This window comes from Rhodococcus sp. NyZ502, from assembly GCF_041464245.1.
GTDB classification, from domain to species: domain Bacteria; phylum Actinomycetota; class Actinomycetes; order Mycobacteriales; family Mycobacteriaceae; genus Rhodococcus_F; species Rhodococcus_F qingshengii.
In genome coordinates this window covers 4,385,715-4,408,389 of record NZ_CP167155.1, presented here as the reverse complement: position 1 = coordinate 4,408,389, position 22,675 = coordinate 4,385,715, and the positions used below count along the sequence as shown (strand labels likewise).

Sequence of the window (22,675 nt, the reverse complement as noted above, 5' to 3'; positions counted from 1 at the left end):
GGAGATCGGCGGTGTCGGTGGGCTGCTCTACCGTCGGATTCATGAAGATTCTGCACACCTCCGATTGGCATGTAGGTCGCACCTTTCACGGCGTCGATCTGTTGGCCGATCAGGCGAGTGTGCTCGGTTCCATCGCAGATTCCGTCCGCGAACACGGCGTCGACGTCGTGGTCGTGCCCGGTGACATCTACGACCGCTCGATTCCCAGTTCCGACGCGGTCACCGTGTGCAATCGAGGCTTCGAGGCAATCCGGGCGGCGGGGGCGGTCATCGTCGCGACGTCCGGCAATCACGATTCCGCGGTGCGGCTCGGAGCCGGGGCATCCTTTGCCGCTGCCGGCGGCTTGCACTTGATCACCCGAGTCGGCCAGATCGGTACTCCGGTGATGCTGAGCGATAAGTTCGGGCCCGTCGCCTTTTACGGGATTCCGTATCTCGAGCCGGAGATCACGCGCGTCGAGTTGGACGTGCCCCGGGCTCGTACTCATTCCGACATCCTCGGAGCGGCCATGTCGCGTGTTCGGCGAGACCTCGCCGAACGAACAGCTACCGATCCGTTGACTCGGTCGGTACTGCTCGCGCATGCCTTCGTCGTGGGCGGTGAGGCGTCTGAATCGGAACGCTCCATTTCGGTCGGCGGAGTGGAGACCGTCGCAGTGGGCGAATTCGACGGCGTCGACTATGTCGCCCTCGGACACCTGCATTCTCCGCAGATGCTCTCGGAGAGTGTGCGGTACTCAGGTTCACCGTTGCCGTATTCGTTCGGTGAGCGCAGCCACCGCAAGGCTGCGCTTTTGATCGAACTCGACGCAGCCGGTCTGTCGTCGGTGCAGCGCCTCGATCTTCCGGTGATTCGGGGGCTGAGCCAGGTGACGGGAACTCTCGAGGAACTTCTCACCGAGTCGAAGTACGCCGATTCCGAGCAGTGCTACGTCTCCGCTTTGCTCACCGACCCGGTTCGTCCCGTCGATGCCATGAGGCAGCTCCAGGCACGTTTCCCGTTTGCCGTTCACCTCGAATGGCAAAGGCCGGAAGGACAATCGGATCTCAAGTATCGCGACGCGGTACGGGGTCGAACCGACATGGAGATCGCCCGCGGCTTTGTCTCGGCCGTGCGTAGTGACCCGTCCGAGCGGGAGGTCACGTTGATGGCCGAAGCGCTCAGCGCTGCCGCGCGCGCCGAGGAGTCCACGGTAGAACTGAGTGAAACCGCGTGAGGCTGCACAAACTCGAAGTCAGCTCTTTCGGGCCCTTTGCCGACACTGTCGAGGTCGACTTCGACCGATTGGGTGCAGACGGGCTGTTCCTTCTGCACGGCGACACCGGTGCAGGCAAGACCACGATCCTCGACGCGGTTGCGTTTGCCCTGTACGGGCGGGTGCCGGGTGCGCGCAACGAGGGCAAGCGATTGTTGTCCGATCACGCGCCCGCCGGTTCGGTGCCGCGCGTGGAACTCGAAGCGACCATCAGTGGTCGCAGAATCAAACTTGTTCGTAGTCCAGAGTATTCGCGTCCGAAGAAGCGCGGGACCGGTTCGATCACAGAGAATGCAAAGGCCACACTGACGTGGTTGGACGGCCGCGGCGAGAATCTTTCGCGCATCCCTGACATCGGTGACGAGATCAACCGCCTCATGGGCATGAGCGCTGATCAGTTCTTCCAGGTGGTGCTCTTGCCGCAGGGTGAGTTCGCCAAATTCCTGCGTGCCGAGAGTGACGAGCGAGGCAAACTGCTCGAGCGTCTGTTCGACACCAAGCGTTTTGTCTCCGTCGAGGCATGGTTCGACGCCAAGCGAAAGGCAAGTGCGACCGCGCTCGCGGCAAGGGAGCAATCCGTGCGGCTGCTGCTCGCGAAGGTCGAGACAGCTGCGGGACTCGAGGTAGGCGCCGAGGCACACCCACTGGAATGGTCGCGCAAACTCCTCGCCGAGGCTCAGGACACCCGCGATACAAGTCTTGCGGAGCTGGTGACCGCGAAAGATGCAGCAGCCGAGGCTAATCGGGTGCTCACCGTTGCGCAGCGAACCGCAGATCTGGTCGCTCGCCGTAATCGTGCGACCGCTGAACTCGCAGCATTCAATACGGGCGCCGCCCAAAGAGCTGTGATCGGCGCTGAACTCGAGACCGCCAAGCGCGCACTGCCGGTGGCCGCTGTCGCCGGCGATGTGGACGCTGCCGGCTTGCACCTCGCTGCCGCAGTCGAATCGATGACCGCAGCGATGTCGACCTACTCCGCAACGGGCGGTCCGGAGATTTTCGTGCCGGAGGTGTGGCCACCCACCGACGACGAGCGTCAACGCGTCGTAGCTCGGATCCGGACCTGGCGTGACGAGATCGTTCGCCTGGACGCAATGGCGGAGGATGCCCGCAGAGCCGATGCGGCAGAAGCCGAGATCGAGAAACTCGGAGTTCGGCGAGACGCTCTGTCCGAGCGCATCGATGCCATCGCGGTTGAACGCACTCAACTGCCAGAAATGGTGCGCTCGGCCGGCCAACGACTGGAGGATGCGCAACGCGCGCACGCGGCTCTGCCCGGCCTCGAAGCTGCACTGGCCAAAGCATCGGATGCTGCGGCAGCGGCTCATGAATTCGTCTCTCTGCGTGCGCAAGCCGAGAAGATTCGTGTGCAGGTGTTGGATGCGCGCGACGCCCATCAGAGTGCTCGCGGGCGCTGGCTCGACCTCGTGCAGAAGCGTATCGAGGGCATGGCTGCGGAGTTGGCGAGTTCACTCGCGCCCGGTGACCCATGCCAGGTGTGTGGTTCGCGTGAACACCCTGCGCCGGCGCAGTCTGATGTCGTGACGGTCACCGAGCCCGATCTGGAAGTCGCGTCCGCAGCCGAGCGTGCGGCCGAGAAAGCCCTGAGCAAGGTAGTCGACCGCCAGGTAACCGTCGACCGTGACATCGACCGGGTGATCGCCCGCGGCGGGGACGGCGACGTCGCAGAACTCGACAGGCTCCGCGCCGCGGCTCGGAACGCCGTTGACGAGGCGACCCACTCTGCCGGTCAGGTTGGAGGGTTGGCCGACAAGCTCGGGCATCTCAACGAGCGTGACGGCGAGCTGCAACAGGAATCCGCTTCTCTGACGGCCGAATTGGCGGCACTGACCGAGCGTACGACGACTCTGTCGGCCACGGTCGAGCAGATTCGAGCGGCGATCGTCGCTGCGGTGGGAGAAGATTCGACCATCACTGCTCAGCGCTCGCGGTTCGAAAGGCTTGCCTCCGCTGCCTCGGCGGCGTCTGAGATGCGTGACGACGCCGTTCGTGCGCAGGCGCGATCGGCGGAACTGTCGACCAAACTGGCCGCTGCGGCGGCCGCTGCTGGATTCGATTCGGTCGAGGCTGCGATCGAAGGGGTGAGATCGCCGGCCCGAATCGCAGCGATCGAAACGGAACTCGCCAAAGCACGCGACCTCGAGGTGGCCGCTCGGACGGTCCTCGACGACCCCGAGGTCGTTGCGGTGAGCGAAGTCGAGACAGTCGACGTCGACGGTCCTCGCGAGCGTGCTCTTCAGTGCGCCGAGGTGGTGAACTCGGCTGTTGCAGCTGCTTCCCTGGCCGAGAACCGTGTGTCGGATCTCGAACGGTTCAGCGGACAACTCGAGAAGGCATACGAAGCGGTTGCACCTGAGCGTGAACTGCACGACGAACTCGCGGCGCTTGCCGACGTGATCGCCGGCAAAGGTCAGAACAGTCGCAAGATGTCGCTGCGAGCGTATGTGCTCGCGTCGCGGTTGGAAGAGATCGCCGTGTCGGCATCGGTTCGGCTGCAGCGGATGTCCGGGGGCAGATACGAGTTAGTGCACAGTGACGAGGCAGGTTCTCGGGGTCGCCGCGGCGGTCTGGGGCTCGACATCCGGGACGACTTCACGGGTGTCGTTCGCTCGGCGAAGACGCTCTCGGGCGGTGAATCATTCTTGGCGTCATTGTCTTTGGCCCTCGGACTTGCCGATGTGGTTGCGGCGGAGTCCGGCGGAATCGTTCTCGACACGATGTTCATCGACGAAGGATTCGGCACTCTCGACGCCGACACCCTCGACTCGGTGATGGCTGTGTTGGACGAGCTTCGCGACGGTGGACGAGTGGTGGGCATCGTCAGTCACGTGGACGAGATGAGGCAGCGAATCCCGAGTCGCCTGCACGTCATTCGCGGACGTGCAGGCTCCTCGGTGAAGGTGATCGCGGGCTGATCAGGCCTTTTTGTTCTCTACCTCTGACTCGGCGTCGTCGTCTTGATCCTCGAGGATGTCCGACGCATCGCCGGTGGGCATCGGCTCGTTGTCGCTTGCGCGTTCGTCGATCTGCTCGCCGATGTACCGGATGACAACTGCTGCCACAGCGGCGACGGGCACTGCGAGGAACGCGCCGACGATGCCGTACAGCGAGCTACCGGCGGCCACGGCAAGCAGCACGATGACGGCGTGGAGTTTCATCGACTTGCTCTGCAGCACAGGCTGAAGGACGTTTCCTTCGATCTGCTGAACGGCCAGGATGATGATCAACACGATGATGGCGGTGGTGAGACCGTTGGCCACCAGCGCAACCAACACGGCCAGGGCGCCGGCGACAAAGGCACCGACGATCGGGATGAAGCCACCGATGAACGTGAGAATTGCCAGCACCGGTGCCAGCGGGACCCCGAGTATCAGCAGTCCGGCGCCGATGAAGACCGCGTCGATCAGACTCACCAGTGCTTGTGTCCTGATGAATCCGCCGAGCGTGTCCCACATGCGGGTGAGGACCTCTTCGAGATGCCGACCGGCACGGCCGCCGCCGACAGCGTGGAGCCAGGGGATGAACCTCGGTCCGTCCTTGATGAAGAAGAAAGCGAGAATCAGGACCAAACCGAGCGTGACCAACAACGAGCTCGCTGTGCTCACGCCGCTGAAAACGCCTGAAGCGATGGCGGTTCCACTTTCCTGCACCTTGGTGATGACGGCATGGACGGCGTTGTCGATCTGGTCGTCCTTCAGGTTCAGCGGCGGACCCTGGAGCCAGTCCTGAACCTGGTTGATGCCCTCGGTGGTCTTGTTCGCGAGCTCGGGGGCCTGGCTGACCACTGACGGAACGATGCCGGCGATCACACCGGCCAGGATTCCGATCGAGAGCACCAGGGTGATGCCGGCTGCCGCGGCCGGTGGCATCCCGCGCTTGATCATGCCGCGGGTCGGCGGCCACATGACTGTCGCAACAACGATAGCCAGAGCCACCGGCAGGATGATGACCCAGAGCTTTTCGATCAGCCAGCCGAAAATCCAGGCGCCCAGCGAAATCGACGCCAACACCAACGACCATTTTGCGAGCCACATACCCCCTTGCCCGATGATCTCGCCGCGGTCGCGCTTGCGCACCCCTGCGGACGTCCCCTTGTCTTGCTCGCTCACTGATCGTCCTTTCCGTCGGCGCAGGGATCTCCTCGCCGATGTGCGAATCCGGTGATCTAGCTGAGCTGATCGTAACGACTGCATGCGATAACTCGTGTGTTGCGCTGCAATACTGTGTTTTGAAGCATGCTGATCGGACTAACATTTCCGTCATGAGAATCGCAGCAGCAGTCGGGGCAGCAGCAATCGTCGTTCTCGGGCTCACCGCGTGTAGCACCGAGGATCAGGACAACGCGCAGAACAAGATCAGCGAGGCAGTCACGAGCGGGCAACAGGCGCTCGAGACGGCGAAACAGTCAGCGGGCAACGCCATCGATCAGGGCAAGACGGCGCTGTTCGTCGCCACGTTCCGTGGGGCTTACGCACCGTTGGCGGAGAACCGCGACGATGCAGACATCGAGGAGATCTTGACGACCACGTGTACCGAGGTCGCCAACGGCACGGACGAGGCGGAGGTCAAGACCAAGATCACCGACCTGGCCGAGAACAACGGCAACAAGCCCACCGACGAGCAGGCCGGCCACATTTACGAACTCGCGAAGGCCACCTGCCCCTGACCGGATTCAGCAGCAGCGGGCGCCTGGGTTGGCGTCGGCTGCTGCGTGACGGCGGCGCCAGAACTCTCGTTCGCTGATTACCGGTGAGTCGGCGTGGTGGCGTCGGGTGTGCTCGACGTAGCGCTGATAGTCGAGATCACCCATCACCGAGCGAACCCACCACAGCGTTCCGCGGAACGCTGTGGTGAGTTTTGCCGTCATGGTCGCCGTCGTCATGGTCAGTGCCCACCTCCGTGTGCGGCGCCGGGCGCCCGGACTTTCCCGGCTTTGATCAGCTCGTCCCATTCTTTCTGGATTTCCTTCTCCGCTGGCGTCGGAATGAAGCTGGCGGGTCCGAAGATTTTCGACGGTTCTTCCGGGGACTCGGTGGTCGGCAGCCCGCCTGCTCGGATTGCCTTGGCACATACGATGATCCCGGCGATGACCACGACGATCACCAGTGACGCGAAGATGATCGACAACGTGCCCTGGATGAAGGTGTTGCGAATGACGGCATCGATAGCCTCCGGAGTCTTCGCGGAACCGTGCGCCGTCTCGCCGGCAGCCTTCGCGTCCTTGAACACGTTGTGCTGAGCCCAGTACCCGATCGCGGGGTTGTCGGAGAAGATCTTCTGGTACGACGCGGTCATGGTTACGACCAGGTCCCACACCAGCGGCACGCCGGGAATCCAGGCCCATTTGAACAGGCCCTTCTTCATGACGATCGTCATGACCACCGTCAGTGCGATCGCGGCGAGTAGCTGGTTGGCGATGCCGAAGAGCGGGAAGAGTGTGTTGATTCCGCCCAGCGGATCGGTGACACCCATGAGCAGAATCGCGCCCCAGGCAGCGACGACGATCAGCGAGCACAGCCACGCGCCGATGCGCCACGACGGGTCCTTGAACTTCTTCGCCGGACCGCCGAAGTTGCCGAGCGAGTCGGAGAGCATGAATCGAGCGACGCGGGTGCCGGCATCGATCGTGGTGAGGATGAAGAGCGCCTCGAACATGATCGCGAAGTGGTACCAGAACGATTTCAGCGAGTCGCCGCCGAAGACGTCGCTGAGCACTTCGGACATTCCGAACGCGAGCGTCGGGGCGCCGCCGGTTCGCGAGATGATCGATTCTTCGCCGACGGCCTCGGCTGCCTGAGTCAGCACGTCCGGTGTGATGGGGGCAGTGCCGAGGGGCAGATTGTTGACGTATTCGGCTGCGGTTTCCGGTGTTCCACCGGTCAGTGCCGCGGGAGCGTTGAGTGCGAAGTACAGGTGCTGATCGAGGATGCAGGCGGTGACCAGAGCCATGATCGCGACAAACGATTCGGTCAGCATGCCGCCGTACCCGATCATCTTGGTCTGGCTTTCCTTCTCGAGCAGCTTCGGCGTCGTACCGGACGCGATCAGTGCGTGGAAGCCCGAGAGTGCGCCACAGGCAATGGTGATGAACAGGAACGGGAACAGTGAACCGGCAAAGGCCGGGCCTTCGCCGTTGGAGGCGAACGGCGTCACTGCCGGCATGTTCAGCGCGGGTCGTGCGACCAGAATTCCGATGGCCAGCAGCGCGATGGTGCCGACCTTCATGAACGTCGACAGGTAGTCGCGCGGTGCCAGGAGCAGCCAGACCGGCAGCACCGAAGCGGCGAATCCGTACGCGATCATCAGCCACGCAATGGTGACCTTCGAGAGTGTGAACCAGTCTGCGCCCCAACCGGTATCGGCTACCCAACCACCGGAGACGATGGCCAGGAGAAGCAGGACGACGCCGATCAGGGAGACCTCGGAAACCTTGCCCGGCCGCAGATACCGCAGGTACACGCCCATGAACAGCGCGATGGGGATGGTCATCGCGATCGAGAACACTCCCCACGGGGACTCGGCGAGCGCATTGACGACCACAAGTCCGAGCACCGCGATGAGGATGATCATGATGACGAACACGCCGATCAGTGCGGCGACGCCGCCGACGAGGCCGAGTTCTTCGCGGGCCATCTGACCGAGGCTGCGCCCGCGGCGCTTCGACGAGATCCACAGGACCATGAAGTCCTGCACCGCCCCGGCGAACACGACGCCGACGATGATCCAGATCGTTCCCGGAAGATATCCCATCTGTGCGGCCAACACGGGTCCGACCAGGGGGCCGGCACCGGCGATTGCCGCGAAGTGGTGACCGAACAGCACCCGACGGTCGGTCGGCATGTAGTCGGCGCCGTTCTCCATGATCTCGGCGGGAGTGGCGACGTCGTCGCGGGGTTTGACGATCTTGCGTTCGATCAACCGCGCATAGAAGCGGTAGGCAATCAGATAAGTGCAAATTGCGGCCAACACGAACCAGACGGCACTGATGTGTTCACCGCGGACGATCGCAATCATGTACCAGGCGCCCGCGCCGACCAGTCCGAGAACAAGGAAGACGACGCGCGCAGTCGTGGAGATGGGTGTTTTGTCGATGACGCCGACAGGTGGCAGGTCAGGATCGGTTTTCAGGTACTCGACATTTGGTTCCGGCGCAGTCGTCAAGCTCATCGTCGAACTCCGTCCACTAGTGCACGTGTGGCCGCCGTCACAGCGGGCCATCTGTCACTGTAGGACCAGAAGGGTGAATCCGCGCGATCTGAAACGCGGGAGTCGACCGACGTCAGAATCGGTGAGCGTCGGCGTCGATCCAATCGGTGAGCCAGCTCTGCGGCGGGGAGTCGAGCAGTTCGCCCGGCATCAGCCAGTCGAACAGGTCGGCATAGGTGCGAGTGGTGAGACCGTCGACGCGGCGGTTGAGCATTCCCGGTTGCAGTTGGTCGAAGGAATCGATGCCCATCGACGCGATCATCTGTTGTGCGCTGGCGACAGTTGCCTTCTGGAAGCGGTAGACGCGCTCGCTCTTGTCGGGGATGTCGAGTGCGCGGGTGCGTGCCGGATCCTGAGTGGCAACGCCGACCGGGCAGCGGTTGGTGTGGCACATCTGGGCCTGAATACAGCCCACTGCGAACATCATTGCGCGGGCCGCCATCGTGAAGTCTGCGCCCTGGATGATGCGTTTGACGATGTCGGAACCGCTCGCCACCTTTCCGGAAGCGCCGACTTTCACGAGAGGGCGCAAACCAGTTCCCACCAGAGCGTTGTGCACCAGCATCAGGCCCTCGGTCAACGGCATGCCCATGTGGTCCTCGAACTCCACCGGACCTGCGCCGGTGCCGCCTTCGGAACCGTCCACGATGATGAAGTCGGGCGTGATGCCGCGTTCGATCATCGCCTTGCAGATTCCGAGGAATTCACGACGCGAGCCGACACACAGTTTCACCCCGACCGGCTTGCCTCCCGACAGTTTTCGCAGGGTCGCGATGAAATCGACCAGTTCGACCGGGGTGCTGAACGCGGTGTGCGCGGGTGGCGAAATCACGGTCTGGCCGACGGGTACCCCGCGGGTTTCGGCGATTTCGGGGGAGACCTTGACTCCGGGAAGCACGCCACCCAACCCGGGTTTCGCACCTTGCGAGAGCTTGATCGAAATGGCCTTCACCTGGTCGGAGCCTGCGCGCTCGGCAAAACGGTCAGGATCGAATCGGCCGTCCTCGGTCCGGCATCCGAAGTATCCCGAGGCGATTTCCCAGATCAGATCGCCGCCGTGTTTGCGGTGATACGGACTGATCGCGCCTTCGCCCGTGTCGTGAGCGAAGCCGCCTTTGGCTGCGCCGGCGTTGAGGGCCTCGATTGCGTTGGCGGACAACGACCCGAAGCTCATCGCGGAGACGTTCAGGAGAGCGATGTCGTACGGCTTCGTGCAATCGCGTCCGCCGAGGCGAACTCGGGGAACGGTGTCGGGGGCGGTCCGTGCGCGAATCGAATGCGTCATGAACTCGTAGCCGATCGCATTGACGTCGCGCTCGGTCCCGAAGGGCTCTTCCGCCAGTGTTCCTTTTGCCCGCTCGTAAACCAGATCTCGCGTTTCGCGATCGAATGGCATTCCATCGGTGGATGATTCGACGAAGTACTGCTGGATCTCCGGTCGAATTTTCTCGAGGAGGAATCGCGCGTGCCCCAGGACCGGATAGTTACGGAGGATGCTGTGGGACTTCTGAGTGAGGTCGTAGGTGCCCATGGCCGCCAGCGCGAGTGTGACGACAGCGATCACCCACCATCCGGGCGAGGCGACAATTGCGAGCGCGGCGGTGCCGAGACCCACTATCCATATCAAGAGCACGATCAGCATCCGAGTCACCTCGAGAGCGTAGGCGCTCACTGTGACACGGCAGCGGTAAGTCTCCACTAGGTTCTGCGATAGAGAACCGAATCCGACTCTTTGGGGGAATGATGACCGAACCGCAATATCCGACCGACCCGCAGGATCCGAAGGAGCAGCAGTATCCGGCAGGCCAGCAGTATTCAGCCGGTCAGCAATATTCAGCAGGCCAGGAATATCCGACGGGCCAGCAGTACCCGACCGACCCGCAGTACTCAGCCGGACAGCAGTATCCGACCGGTCAGCAGTACAGCGCAGCCCAGCAGTACAGCGCTGCTCCCACGTACGCGGCGCCTCAGTACGGTCCGCCGAAGTCCAACGCGGGATGGGCCGTCGCGTCGATCATCTTCTTCTGGCCTATCGCGTTCGCCGCGTTCAACCATCTCCACGACATCTACCCGAAGTGGGCGATGGGCGATCACCAGGGCGCGCAGTACGCGTCCGAGCGGGTGAAGAAGCTCGGGCAGATTTCGCTCCTGATAGCCGTCATCTGCTGGGTGCTGTTCATCGCGTTCTACGTGATCTTCCTGGTTGCGATCGTGTCGTCCGTCGATTCGTATACCTACAACTGATCACCTGCCGCGACGTGACGGTGGGGCGAGTACCCGTCACGTCGCCGCGAGGCCGTAGAATCCACAGACCGTGAGCCTTACCCTCGGAATCGTCGGACTGCCCAACGTCGGCAAGTCCACCCTTTTCAATGCACTGACCAACAACGACGTGTTGGCAGCGAACTACCCGTTCGCGACCATCGAACCCAACGTCGGTCTGGTCGAGCTGCCCGATCCGCGGCTGCAGAAGCTCGCCGAGATCTTCGGCTCCGAGCGCATCCTCCCCGCGACCGTGTCGTTCGTCGACATCGCCGGCATCGTCAAGGGAGCGTCCGAGGGCGCAGGCCTGGGTAACAAGTTCCTGGCCAACATCCGTGAAGCGGACGCCATCTGCCAGGTAGTTCGCGTCTTCGCCGACGACGACGTCATCCACGTCGACGGCAAGGTCGACCCGGCCTCGGACATCGAGGTCATCGAGACCGAGCTGGTGATCGCCGACATGCAGACCTTGGAGAAGGCTCTCCCGCGTCTGGACAAGGAAGCTCGCAAGAACAAGGAGCTCAAGCCGGCCCACGACGAGGCACTCAAGGCTCAGGCCTTCCTCAACGAGGGCACGACGCTCTTCAGCGTCAAGGACAAGCTCGACTTCTCGCTGCTGCGTGAACTGAGCCTGCTCACCACCAAGCCCTTCCTGTACGTCTTCAACGCCGACGAGTCTGTGCTCACCGACGAGGCGAAGATCGCGGACCTGCGCGCTTCCGTCGCTCCGGCCGACGCCGTGTTCCTCGACGCGAAGGTCGAGCAGGAACTGCTCGAGCTGGACGAGGAAGATCGCCAGGAAATGCTCGACTCGATCGGTCAGACCGAGCCCGGCCTGCACGCTCTCGCGCGCACCGGCTTCCACACCCTCGGACTGCAGACTTACCTGACGGCTGGTCCGAAGGAAGCTCGCGCCTGGACGATCCACAAGGGTGACACCGCGCCCCAGGCTGCCGGCGTCATTCACACCGACTTCGAGCGCGGCTTCATCAAGGCTGAAATCGTGTCCTTCGACGACCTCGTCGAGGCGGGTTCCATGGCCGCGGCCAAGGCTGCCGGCAAGGTCCGCATGGAGGGCAAGGAATACGTCATGGCCGACGGCGATGTGGTGGAGTTCCGCTTCAACGTGTAGCCGCTTTCGGTCTAACCCTTACATCCGCACAGGAAGACGGGCCATATCTACCAGAGTGCCCGTCAACCTCGTCTCGTTGGCTGAGTCGGGTCGAATCATCTGGTGACAGCGCTAGAAACTACCGGGGTTCCGTACCCACGTGCAGAGTGCTGCCCATACTCGTGTCGAGTCGCGGTCATGCCCCGAGATCCGGGGACGTGACGTCGTCAAGTCTGCCGCGTCAGACCCAGAGGGTAGCTTCTTTACATGAGCTTCCCGAAGCCAAACCAACACGCTGGACCTATGGTCGGCCATGTAAGAAAGGGTCGCGTCTACAAGTCCCCGCTCGCTGCGACGGGTGTGCTGGGCATCGAGAATTGGATCAAGGACGATTTCCCGGACCTTCTCTGGCCCGCACTCGTCCTGGCTGAGCACGGGAACGACAGCATTCGACGATTCGTGAAGTGGCAGAAGGCAGTCCAGGAATCGCTCGCGCACCATGGGGAAGTTGCCTTTGTCGCGGAATCGTTGGATGGACGCCTTACACACTTGGCTGGCCTTGCCGAGAAGTTCCCCAACTCAGTCGGAATAGTTGTATCGGAGGCCGACCGTCAAGGCCTGCTTTCGGCGGGAGTTGTTCGCGCGCTGGTCTCATATCCGTTCCGCCCTGCACCGTGGCTTGTCGGCGACATCGAGGTCAAACCCCCAGCGCAACCTGATCTGGACCTTATTCGCGATGCGTTGCTCTCGGTCCTACGCGGCGGCCACCGCGAAGCGCTCATTAAATGCCTGCGCACCTGGAGTGCGGTCCAGGCGGGAACCTTCAGTTCTGATGCCCAGATGATCGAACTCCTGAAAGACTACCCGGGTAATCTGGACAATCGCGCGGCAGCAGATTCCATGGTTCGTGCTTCCTGGGGCGCGCACAAAGCGATGGTGAAGTTCAACGATCCGGGTTACTTCGATGAAGCGATTAAGTGGGCACGTGTTTTCTGGGGAGTGAACTCTATGACATCTCGTTGCGTCCGGAAGCGGGCTGTCGAAAATTCCCATGACGGCCGCACTGAACCGGATGACGGCGAACCGGCCGGGAACATTGCATCAGCCGCGCACTCCGATCAAGCCGAGCCGACATCCATGTCCGTGGATGGTGAGAATCTGCGCAGGTTCACGATGGACGTGATGAGCAGCTTCGTCGAGGCGCTGGAGACCGCCCCGGCCCATCTCTACTCGAACGAACGGCAGGAGGTGATTTCCGGGCTTGTGGCCCGAGCCGGGCGTGATCTCATCGCGGTGCTGGGCGCCCCCGATCTGTGGTGTCTAGAGCATGGCGCGCATATAGCTCGCATGTTGGTTGAGACGAAAATAAATCTCCACTGGATGGCGCTGCAGGATCCAGCCATCTACAGACAGTTCCAGGAATACGGGGCAGGTAAGGCAAAGCTCTACGCCCGCATCTCAGATGAGTTGCCCGACGATGCGCGAACCGCTGGCTTTCGCGAAAGCATCGACGAACTTCAGCGCCTCAGCCACAATCACGACGTTGTTGATCACCGGACAGTTGACACACGAGACACCTTCGCTGGCGGCAAGTCGATCCGGGCGATGGCGGAGGAATCCGGTCTGCTGGACTTCTACCGGCAGGCGTACTCCCTCTCAAGCGGGGTAGCGCACTCCGAATGGTGGTCAGTCGAAACGCATGCGATGGAGCCGTGCTTGAATGTTCTCCACGGAATGCACCTAATACCCAGTCTGTCGCTGAACCCCGGAGGGAACGTCGAGCTAGCTGGGTCTTGGGTGGAACAGTTCTACTCCCTCGCGCGCGAGGGACTGGGCATCCTCGGGACTGACGAGGACGCAGTAACTGCCGCCTTTGCCTGGATGAACGCCGACGACGATTTGTCGGAGGCACCTGACAATGAGGGGTTGGTGTCATGAGGTTGCTACGTGGCGATGTGTAGCCGAGTTCCGGTCTAGCGGCAGGCCAATGAATGGCTCGCCGACGGGCTGAGAAGTGAGCAGTTTCCCGGCTGAGAGGCGACATGGCATGGCTGACTCGACTCGGCGAGCTTCCAGAGAATCAGCCATCGCGCAGACAGTCACCGCAGCGCCGCAACGTCGATGGATTTCGTTCGGATTGAGGCCATGAGCAGGCGTATGTCGAGATGGGCGGCACCGGTACGGGTCACTCGTGGCAGGCGCCTGCCGGCTGGCCCGCATGGCGGGGGCGAGAGCGGTACAGCGGTAACCCGTACTTTTCGCATTTTAGGCACCGCCTCGTCCGTTTGTGTGGACTCCAACAGGTCGTTGGGCACCGGTTCCAACGGTGGCGGGGGAATACGCCGCACTGCGCGGCCGCTGGTCTCCAAGCATCTCGCTTGTCACATGCGGCCCGAAGCAGGTTCGCGCCCTGGAACCAGTTCGCAAGCAAGCTGAGATACGGAATCAGCAGTTTGACTCTCTAATTGCCGGTGGGCACAGCAGTCAAACGCGGGTATCTCGCTGAGCGTCCGACGTGTCACAAACCGCCGCGCTCTCCCAGTCAACGGGTCGGTGAATTCGAGTTCCCTCGCGAGCAATTGGAGTGGGAGGGAATGATCGTCCGGCGCGTCGGGCAGCAGGTCGGGGTATCGCCGGTCGCCCAGGATCCCGGCGCCGAGAGCTGCCAGGTGCACTCGCAACTGGTGCATCCGTCCGGACTGCGGACGTAGAACCGTGTGCAGCACAGCACGTCCGGAGGCACTCACGCCCATCCCTCGCGCCTCGATCATGGTCTCGGAGTTGGGTTCACGGCTGTCGTCGACGACGACTCGCAACTCGCCGCGTCGAGCTTCGATGTGGTTGCGGTAAACGAGAGGGACGTCGAGCGCTGGTGCATCCCGGCCCCGCCGGGTCGGTCGCGCCGACACCGCCTCGTAGACCTTCGTGACCTGACGCTTCTCGAACAGTGACTGGTACGCGCCGCGCGTCGCGGGGCGGGCCGAGAACATCACCACCCCTGCGGTGCCGCGGTCGAGTCTATGGATCGGGGTCAGATCTGGGTTGTCGAGACGGACCCGCAGTCGGACGAGCGCCGACTCACGCAGGTATCGCCCGCTCGGAGTGGTCGGGAGAAAATGTGGCTTGTCGATGACGACGAGATCGTCGTCGGTGTGCAGGATCTCCTCGTGGAACGGCACCGGGTCCTCCGCCGGCAACTCACGGTAGTACCAGACGAACCGGTGCGCGCTGAGTTCTGTGTTCAGGCAGATCGAGTGGCCGTCGGTATCTACGAACTCGCCGTCGTCGAACCGCCGATACAGGTTCTCGGCGTCCAGATGGTCGAACTTGGCTACGACGTACTCGGCGATCGTCGCCCACGGCCCAGAGAGCGGGATGCGTAGGCGCGTCGGGCCAACCCCGTTCTTGACGGGCAGCGGTGGGGACATGGACACGCAGGTCATCATCCCATCGACTACTGGTCAGCGGTGATTCGGTGTGGCCTCGACGGGGACGTCCCCGCGGGGACGCGGAAACCGAACTCACAGCGGTGGTCGGTGTAGATCGTCTACTCGAAAATCAGTAGCGCGGAAGAGATGCGGGCCCGTATGGTTCGGCAGAGAAAGATCGCAGTCGAAAAGCACTGCGGGCCATACCTTCTGTAGCTCAATTGGTGAGAGCACCCGACTGTGACTCGGGCGACGGCGGATCGTAACCGCCCAGAGGGACCAGCTCAGATACGGTTGAGGTCGGGCCTCTAGGCGCAGAGGCCGGCGGCCCTTTGCCTGCACAGTTGTCGAACGAGCCTGAGCCGGTATTCCCTGAATCGCCGGACAGCATTCCAGTCGCCGGCCATTTCCGCGTCGGCAAGTAGGTATTCGCAGTTGTCCAACTGATCCTTCAAAGACATCATCAGAATTCACCTCCGATCACCCGAGCAAGTACCTGTCCAGGATGCGGCCGACGGGACCCCGGGGACATCGGCCGTAGTACCTGTTCAGGTACCTGCTTCGGTGCGCGGTGGAGGCTACTTCTTGACCGCAGGTGCAGGTAGTGGCATGCCTCGCTCGGCCAGAACGGCTCGGAGACGATCGGGGTAGTCGGTGATGATCCCGTCGACACCGAGGTCGATCAGGGCGTGCATGGTGGCGGGATCATCGACGGTCCACGGGATGACCTTCATGCCACGCGCATGTGCGCTCGCGATCATGTCGGCTGTCGGATAGAGGGTGAAACCGGGATCCCCGACCTTTCCGCCCTGCGGAGTTCCTTGGACGGGGGAGTAGGCGGAGGCACCAAAGGTTGCTACCGCCGCGATGCCGTCGCCACCGAAATCATCGATGTCCAGACCGCCGAGCCACGGTGACGCTCCGTCCTTGCCTACCTGGAGAAAGTCGCCGTTTGTGAGCGCAACGACGGGGACACTCGGCGCGAGTTGACGGGTGAGCATGAGCGAGCCCCAGTCGAAGCTCTGAATGGTGACGCTGTCCAACAATCCGGCTGCCCGGATCGTATCGAGGACTACAGAGACGAACTGCTCACGCGGGGCGGTCTCGTGAGGCGCTCCCGCTTCCACCTTGGTCTCGATGTTGAGCTTGATTCCGGGTGCGTTGTACGACTTCACCAGGGCAAGCACTTCTTCGAGCGTCTGCATTTTCGCTCCCGGAACATTCTGCTGTTCAGGGTATCCGGCAAGGGGGAGAGTGCCGCAGTCCATGGTCTTGATCTGCTGCAGGCTCAGCGTGTTGACGAATTTGCCGACGTACGGGAACTCCGGGTCACCCGCAGTTGCGGGCTCGGTGTCGAGGCATTTCTTGTTCGAGATCTTACGATCGTGCGTGACGACAGCGATCCCGTCCTCGGTGATCTGGGTATCGAGTTCCAGTGTGCTGACGCCCATTTCGAGGGCATTCGCGAACGCGGCCAGGCTGCTTTCCGTGTACAGGCCGAGCCCGCCGCGGTGGGCTTGGACGTCGAACGTCGAAACCGGCTGGGGCGCTGAACTACCGAACGAACCGGACCAGTCGAGACTGCCGGTTGGCGATGCGGCGGCCGGGGCCGCCAGGGCGGTGAGGGGGAGTGCGACGGTTACGGCGGCGCACGACAATATTCTGCTCAGTTGCATGAAAGGAACGTAGAGGCGTCGAATGGCTCGCCGGGGTTCGCTAGGTAAACTAACGGTAAAGGTCAGGCCGCGTGAATGCGCTGCCCGACGCCGCTCGCGTGGACCTTCATCCACGACGCCAGAAGCTCACACCCGGTCAGTCCGCTCTCGTCGAGAGGTTCGATCGCGTAGCTGATGTGTCTACCGCCGCGAGGGTTCTTGAGCTGAAATTGGTTCAGGTTCAACTTCGTCGGCAGGTAACCAAGTACTTCGAGGAACGCGGTGCGAATACGTCGTAGATCGGTACGCCACTGTTTGGGACTGAAACGAGTCTTCTGCGCATTCTGGAAAGCATTGCTACGAAGTAGTTCCCAAACCTTTCCTGCCCACACGCGTGCCTGCGAGAAGGACATCCAGCGCGTCAAGTCTGCGATGTCGCGAATGTAGCTGTCGTCGCTGGCATTACAGATCATGTCCTGCGGGTGCCCGATCCACTTGACCGGAATCCACGGCTGGATCTCGGGTCCGTCGCCGGCAACTCCGTGTCCCTCGCAACCTTCGATCACGCCTGCCGGTTGTTGAGGATCGGAGATCAGTCCGACTCCGATGATGTTGGCGCGGTTCAGCGTCGGAAGAGCCGAGCGGATCACGGTGCATCCCTGTGAGTATCCGATCAGCATGACCGGGCCGTCTGTCTGTGCGATTTCGGCGGTGAGGGCTTTCACACCCATCGCGGTGCTGTGCCGAAAGCTCAGGCCACCGTCGGCGACCGGACCGTACGATGCGGGATAAGCGACCCAGCGAGAATCGAATCGACTGTCGAGTTCGTCGGTGACGGCACTGAGGAGTCCGCGCACACGGGCGCCGTGGTCGCCGACGTGGGATTCGCCGGTGCCGCCAACTGCAAGAACGGTTACCTCAGCCATGTCAGCGATCATCCACGTCGATTCTGAGAGGTCTGCATCCAAACCCTGAGAAGAGACTGGCAATCCGTTGTACTGCGAAATCGTTATCGAGCGAGCACCATTTACCCATGACGACGCCGAATCGTTCATCCAGACGAAAAGTGTCCGTTGTCGGTGCGGGAAGTGTCGGCACCGCAATTGCGTATGCGTGCCTGATACGCGGATCGGCCGACGCGCTCGCCCTCTACGACACCAACAGCGCAAAGGTCCGGGCCGAAGTTCTCGATCTCAACCACGGCACCCAGTTCACACCGCCGTGCACTGTCGACGGAGGCGATGACATCTCGGTCACCGCGGGATCCGACTTGGTCGTCGTCACCGCGGGCGCCAAACAGCATCCCGGTCAGTCGCGGCTCGAACTTGCCGCGGTGAACGTCAAGATCGCGCAGACACTGACCGAACAACTGTTGGCGGTGTCACCGGACGCGGTCCTTCTCTTCGTCACCAACCCGGTCGACGTGGCGACCTACGCAGCGATCCAGGCTGCGGGACCGTCGTACCGCGGCCGAATTTTCGGATCTGGGACCGTGCTGGACACGGCCCGATTGCGATTCCTGCTGGCTACCGAACTCGGAGTCGCGGTGGAGAACGTTCATGCCTTCATCGTGGGCGAGCATGGGGATTCCGAGATTCCGCTCTGGTCGAGCGCAACCATCGGCGGAGTGCCGGCAACCTCGTTCGTGGGACCGTCGGGTGGCGTCCTCGGCCCCGACCTACGCGCGAAAGTAGCGAAGTCTGTAGTCGAGAGTGCTTACGAGATCATCGAGGGTAAGGGTGCGACCAACCTCGCCATCGGATTGTCGAGCGCATTCATCGCGGAAGTCGTGTTGCGGGACGAACAACGGGTTCTGCCGGTGTCGACTTTGCAGAGCGGCGTCCACGGACTCGAGCACGTTTGCCTGTCCCTTCCCACGATGGTTGGTCGTGCTGGTGCCGGCCGAGTCCTCGAAGTGCCGCTATCGAAAATGGAGGCTTCGGGGCTCCGATCTTCTGCCCGGACATTGCGAGAGGTGCAGGAATCTCTGGGATTGTGAATATCTGTTCTCCTTGATATCCGACATATAGGATCAACAAATGATCAGCTTCCTGATTCGCGCCGCGATCTTCCTGGGTTCTGCCGCTGTCGGGCTTCTAGTTGCGTCGTTGATTCTTTCGGGCTTCTCGGCGCCCACATCCGGATTCATCGTTGCGGTCGTGATCTTTGCGATTGCGCAGTCGGTCCTGGCGCCGTTCATCGCCACGGTGGCAAAGCGCCATGCACCGGCATTTCTCGGCGGAATCGGATTGGTGTCGACATTTGTCGCGCTGTTGGTGGCGTCGCTCTTCTCCAATCTGTCGATCTCCGGTGTCTCGACGTGGATTCTGGGAACCGTCGTCGTGTGGCTGGTAACCGCCGTTGCGACGCTGGTTCTTCCGTTGTTGTTCGTGCGTAAGAAAGTTCAGGAGAAGAAGGCACAGTGACGCGCCCGAACATCGGTATGGACTACACAGTCCTGGACTGCCCGGATCCGGCCGCATTGGCCAGCTTCTACGTCCAGGTCCTCGAGTGGAAAAGTGTTCGCGACGAGGATGATTGGCACGTGATCGAAGGGCCCGGCGGGGGGCGGCTCGCATTTCAGCTCGCTCCGGATTTTGTTCCGGTGGACTGGCCGACCTCCGGTGTCGGGATCCATCTGGATCTGTTCGTGGATTCTCTTGAACCCGCCGAGGCTTGGGTGATCAGCCTGGGTGCGCAGCGGGTGACCGACATTCCGGAACATCAGACTTTCCGCGTGTACCGCGACCCGGTCGGTCACTATTTCTGCCTGTGCCTGCGGGACTGAGTGTCGACTCGCTCCGATCTCGTCGACCGTGGATAATTCCGAACACTTGTCACGCCCGAGAATTGGAGATCGACGATGGCTTCGCAGAATTCCGACGAATTCCTGGTAGAACGTACGACGATCGTCAAGGCAGAAGCACCGGTCGTCTTCGCGTTGATCAACGATTTCCATCAGTGGACTCAGTGGTCGCCGTGGGAAGGTCTCGACCCGGCGATGCAGCGTACGTACGCGGGTCCTGACGCGGGCGTCGGGGCTTCGTACGCCTGGGCGGGAAACAAGAAGGCGGGCTCCGGTTCGATGGTGATCACCGAATCCGTCCCGAATGAACGAGTAGTTTTGGACCTGGCCTTCCTCAAGCCGTTCAAGGCGCAGAACGTCACCACGTTTCTCATCTCGCCGAATTCCGGTGAAGTTCAGGTGACGTGGAAGATGACCGGAAAGAAGAATCTGTTCTTCAAGATCTTCGGTTTCATCTTCAGCATGGACAAGCTTGTCGGAAAGGATTTCGAGAAGGGCCTGTCCCAGCTGAAAGCTGCTGCAGAAAAGAGCTGACAAGCCGGTGGTACCGTCTCCCGGTGTTACGGATGACGCCCACCGATGCCCAAACCTTCTGGATTTCGGAGAAGATCCCGAACGATCAGCTGCTGCTCTACTGTTTCGACGGGCAGAGCCAGCACATGGACGAGCTACGACGCTCGGTGGTCGAAAGAGCGTCGCTCATTCCGGATCTCAATGTTCGGATTCGTGAATCACCGTGGCACCTCGACTATCCGGTGTGGGAGCCCATGCCGGTCGACGCCTCCTTGGTGAGAGTGCATGAGCTGCCCGAAAACTCGTGGCTCTCGTGCATTCACGGAATGGAGAAACTACTCGAGAACCACGTCGACCCGCGCGAGTCCCCGTGGACGCTGCACCTGTTTCACGGCGTCACCGGCGTGCCGCGCTGCAGTGGCCCGGCGCTGATCGCAGTTCTGCAGGTCGCTCATTCTCTGGCGGACGGCAAACGCGCGTCGGCGATTGCTCGCCAGCTGTTCTCGCCGCAACCGCCCGCGAAGCAGAAGACGGACGTGCGGCGTAGCGGATCAGCCGAGATTCTGGGCCGCGCCGCCCTGCGCCTTCCGGGCCAACTTGTTTCGCTGTTCCGCGACGGCCGGGCGGGGCACCGCGCGCAGTTACAGCTGCAGGCGGACACCGAATCGGGAGTTGTTGCGCCGCAGGCGGCGAGCCGTCCCAAGGTGCGCTCGAACATCCCTCCCGGACCGCACCGACTGGTGCGCATGGTCGTGCGGGACAGCGCAGATTTCCGTGGCGACGGCGTATCCGTCACAGTCGGAGCGATGACAGCCATCTCGGTAGCGATGGCGAACTACCTCACCGAGCGAGACGGCTCGGTACCGCCCGAATTGGGAGCTGAGGTGACCATCGCCAAGGCAGGTACACCCACGGCGCGCAATCACTTCCGCAATGCAGGTGTCGGGCTGTTCCCGGAAGTCGATGATCTTCGTGAGCGAGCCCAATTGATCAGGGAGTCGATGGACGAGCGTCGCGCACGTGCGTCCCATCCATCCAGCGCAGCGTCGGATCTCGCGCTGAACGCTGTTCCCGGCCCGCTGGTCCGTTGGGGCGTGCAGCAATACGATTTCACGGCAGTACCCGACGAGGTCACTGGAAACACCGTGGTGTCGAGTGTCGCGCGCGGTGACGCGGATCTGGTGCTCGGAGGCGGCGTCGTTCGGTTCACAGCGGGCTTCCCGAGTTTGTCGCCGGTCATGTCGTTGACCCACGGCGTACACGGGGTCGGGGACACTGTGACGATCAGCATCACCAGCAGTCCGGCCTCGATTCCGGACATCGATGTGTACGAGCAGATGATGCACGACGCGATCGACGAGGTGCGCGAAGCGCTGTCGTGACGGCTTGATGTACTGGCTGCATGGGATTCACGCGCGCCGAACTGGAATCGTTCCGAGACGCCGAGATCGAGGATCTGATCGGGCCGGATTGCCGGCTGTTGTTCGTCGGTATCAATCCGGGACTGTGGACGGCGGCGACCGGCGCGCATTTCGCCAGACCGGGTAATCGGTTCTATCCGGCACTGCTGCGGGCAGGCATAATCGAGCATGCGATCGATCCTTCCGCGGGTATGTCGGACGCTGACACACAGCATCTGATCGATCGGGGAGTGGGCATCACCAATTTGGCGGTGCGGGCAACTGCGCGCGCCGATGAATTGACGTCGGAGGAACTCGCAACTGGCGGAGTTCGGGTCCGAAACATCGTGCGCGCAACCAATCCAGTAGTCGTTGCCTTCGCCGGGATCACCGCCTATCGAACAGCTTTCGGTGACAAGAAGGCGAAGGCCGGGCGTCAGGACCGTGATTTCGAGGGGGCAAAACTGTGGATCGTGCCCAATCCCAGTGGTCTCAACGCACACGAGACGGTGGACACCTTGGCAGCGAAATATCGTTCCGCCGCATCCGAAGCCGGAATTCTCTGAGAGAAGTCGCAGTTCCGTTCGGCCAGAACAAGGTACAAGTTAAAGTGCTTGTATGTCTGTTCTATACAACGTCTTTGTAGTGATTCACCTACTCGGCATGGCTGCCCTGGTCGGTAGCTACTTCACCGTCCTCAAGGCTCCTTCGATCACCGAGGTCATGGTGTGGGGTGCCAGGATGCAGTTCGTGTCCGGCCTGATCATCGTCGGGTTGGGCGAAGGCGCCCTGGACAAGAACTACATTCACGCGAAGATCGCTGTGAAGCTGGTGCTTTCGCTGGTCATCGTGGCGCTTGCCGAGATCACCCGGGCGAAGCAGAAGAAGGGCCAGCCCAATCCGAATCTGGTGCACGTCGTCGGCGGTTTGTCGATCGTGACCGTATTCGTGGCCGCGCTCTGGACCTGACAAAGACACAAAAGAGCCCCGGCGATCGAAACTCGCCGGGGCTCTTTG

General features: G+C 62.1%; 20 protein-coding genes and 1 tRNA gene. 14 read left to right on the top strand and 7 right to left on the bottom strand.

Annotated elements, in window-relative coordinates; genetic code table 11:
- The first annotated feature begins 41 nt into the window (after positions 1–41).
- Positions 42–1,217 (top strand): exonuclease SbcCD subunit D, encoded by a 1,176-nt coding sequence (locus tag ACBG85_RS20130; protein ID WP_214927031.1) that lies wholly within the window; start codon positions 42–44, stop codon positions 1,215–1,217.
- On the top strand, positions 1,214–4,192 hold the full coding sequence (locus ACBG85_RS20125; RefSeq protein ID WP_372024523.1) for an AAA family ATPase: 2,979 nt from the start codon (positions 1,214–1,216) through the stop codon (positions 4,190–4,192). Before ACBG85_RS20130 ends, ACBG85_RS20125 begins: the two co-directional genes overlap by 4 nt.
- On the opposite strand, the gene ACBG85_RS20120 is transcribed toward ACBG85_RS20125, so the two are convergent.
- Positions 4,193–5,311, bottom strand: a complete 1,119-nt coding sequence (locus ACBG85_RS20120) for an AI-2E family transporter (protein WP_372027887.1) — start codon at positions 5,309–5,311, stop codon at positions 4,193–4,195.
- Positions 5,312–5,538: 227 nt separating this feature from the next.
- Here ACBG85_RS20120 and ACBG85_RS20115 point away from each other — a divergent pair, with 227 nt between their 5' ends.
- On the top strand, positions 5,539–5,943 hold the full coding sequence (locus tag ACBG85_RS20115; protein WP_003945253.1) for a hypothetical protein: 405 nt from the start codon (positions 5,539–5,541) through the stop codon (positions 5,941–5,943).
- Between the two features lie 6 nt (positions 5,944–5,949).
- On the opposite strand, the gene ACBG85_RS20110 is transcribed toward ACBG85_RS20115, so the two are convergent.
- The 3 genes from ACBG85_RS20110 to ACBG85_RS20100 form a co-directional block, all read right to left on the bottom strand.
- Positions 5,950–6,159, bottom strand: coding sequence for a YbdD/YjiX family protein (locus ACBG85_RS20110; RefSeq protein WP_003945213.1), 210 nt, complete (start codon positions 6,157–6,159; stop codon positions 5,950–5,952).
- A 2-nt stretch (positions 6,160–6,161) separates the two neighbouring features.
- A complete protein-coding gene (locus ACBG85_RS20105; protein ID WP_007726338.1) occupies positions 6,162–8,444 on the bottom strand; it encodes a carbon starvation CstA family protein in 2,283 nt (760 codons plus the stop codon).
- 112 nt (positions 8,445–8,556) lie between these two features.
- Positions 8,557–10,134, bottom strand: coding sequence for an FMN-binding glutamate synthase family protein (locus tag ACBG85_RS20100; RefSeq protein ID WP_372027886.1), 1,578 nt, complete (start codon positions 10,132–10,134; stop codon positions 8,557–8,559).
- Positions 10,135–10,223: 89 nt separating this feature from the next.
- Here ACBG85_RS20100 and ACBG85_RS20095 point away from each other — a divergent pair, with 89 nt between their 5' ends.
- The 3 genes from ACBG85_RS20095 (at position 10,224) to ACBG85_RS20085 (ending at position 13,794) form a co-directional block, all read left to right on the top strand.
- Positions 10,224–10,727: a CD225/dispanin family protein gene (locus ACBG85_RS20095; RefSeq protein WP_030536246.1), complete on the top strand. Its 504-nt coding sequence runs from the start codon at positions 10,224–10,226 to the stop codon at positions 10,725–10,727.
- Between the two features lie 70 nt (positions 10,728–10,797).
- Entirely contained in the window at positions 10,798–11,877 is a 1,080-nt protein-coding gene (gene ychF, locus ACBG85_RS20090; RefSeq protein ID WP_058037238.1) for a redox-regulated ATPase YchF, read from the top strand.
- 246 nt (positions 11,878–12,123) lie between these two features.
- Positions 12,124–13,794 carry a DUF5677 domain-containing protein gene (locus ACBG85_RS20085; RefSeq protein ID WP_372024519.1) on the top strand — a complete coding sequence of 557 codons (1,671 nt, stop codon included), beginning with the start codon at positions 12,124–12,126 and terminating at the stop codon, positions 13,792–13,794.
- Between the two features lie 443 nt (positions 13,795–14,237).
- Here ACBG85_RS20085 and ACBG85_RS20080 read toward each other — a convergent pair whose 3' ends face one another.
- Positions 14,238–15,302: a pseudouridine synthase gene (locus ACBG85_RS20080; RefSeq protein WP_372024516.1), complete on the bottom strand. Its 1,065-nt coding sequence runs from the start codon at positions 15,300–15,302 to the stop codon at positions 14,238–14,240.
- A gap of 188 nt (positions 15,303–15,490) precedes the next feature.
- On the opposite strand from ACBG85_RS20080, the gene ACBG85_RS20075 reads away from it, so the two are divergent.
- Positions 15,491–15,566: transfer RNA gene (locus ACBG85_RS20075), tRNA-His, on the top strand.
- A 296-nt stretch (positions 15,567–15,862) separates the two neighbouring features.
- On the opposite strand, the gene ACBG85_RS20070 is transcribed toward ACBG85_RS20075, so the two are convergent.
- A complete protein-coding gene (locus tag ACBG85_RS20070) occupies positions 15,863–16,960 on the bottom strand; it encodes a glycerophosphodiester phosphodiesterase family protein (protein WP_179090764.1) in 1,098 nt (365 codons plus the stop codon).
- 62 nt (positions 16,961–17,022) lie between these two features.
- Positions 17,023–17,865: a PE-PPE domain-containing protein gene (locus ACBG85_RS20065; RefSeq protein WP_372024512.1), complete on the bottom strand. Its 843-nt coding sequence runs from the start codon at positions 17,863–17,865 to the stop codon at positions 17,023–17,025.
- Between the two features lie 107 nt (positions 17,866–17,972).
- On the opposite strand from ACBG85_RS20065, the gene ACBG85_RS20060 reads away from it, so the two are divergent.
- The 7 genes from ACBG85_RS20060 to ACBG85_RS20030 all read left to right on the top strand — a co-directional run bounded on the left by ACBG85_RS20060 (position 17,973) and on the right by ACBG85_RS20030 (position 22,627).
- The gene (locus ACBG85_RS20060; protein ID WP_047270326.1) at positions 17,973–18,938 is read left to right on the top strand and encodes an L-lactate dehydrogenase; all 966 of its coding nucleotides are present in this window, start codon (positions 17,973–17,975) and stop codon (positions 18,936–18,938) included.
- A 40-nt stretch (positions 18,939–18,978) separates the two neighbouring features.
- A complete protein-coding gene (locus ACBG85_RS20055) occupies positions 18,979–19,365 on the top strand; it encodes a phage holin family protein (protein WP_003945275.1) in 387 nt (128 codons plus the stop codon).
- Positions 19,362–19,727 (top strand): VOC family protein, encoded by a 366-nt coding sequence (locus ACBG85_RS20050; RefSeq protein ID WP_372024508.1) that lies wholly within the window; start codon positions 19,362–19,364, stop codon positions 19,725–19,727. The genes ACBG85_RS20055 and ACBG85_RS20050 overlap by 4 nt, the downstream gene beginning before the upstream one ends.
- A 75-nt stretch (positions 19,728–19,802) precedes the next feature.
- A complete protein-coding gene (locus ACBG85_RS20045; protein WP_003945238.1) occupies positions 19,803–20,279 on the top strand; it encodes an SRPBCC family protein in 477 nt (158 codons plus the stop codon).
- A 32-nt stretch (positions 20,280–20,311) separates the two neighbouring features.
- Positions 20,312–21,640 carry a WS/DGAT domain-containing protein gene (locus ACBG85_RS20040; protein WP_372024505.1) on the top strand — a complete coding sequence of 443 codons (1,329 nt, stop codon included), beginning with the start codon at positions 20,312–20,314 and terminating at the stop codon, positions 21,638–21,640.
- Between the two features lie 20 nt (positions 21,641–21,660).
- Entirely contained in the window at positions 21,661–22,224 is a 564-nt protein-coding gene (locus ACBG85_RS20035; RefSeq protein WP_003945221.1) for a mismatch-specific DNA-glycosylase, read from the top strand.
- Between the two features lie 52 nt (positions 22,225–22,276).
- The gene (locus ACBG85_RS20030; protein ID WP_003945214.1) at positions 22,277–22,627 is read left to right on the top strand and encodes a hypothetical protein; all 351 of its coding nucleotides are present in this window, start codon (positions 22,277–22,279) and stop codon (positions 22,625–22,627) included.
- Positions 22,628–22,675 lie beyond the last annotated feature (48 nt).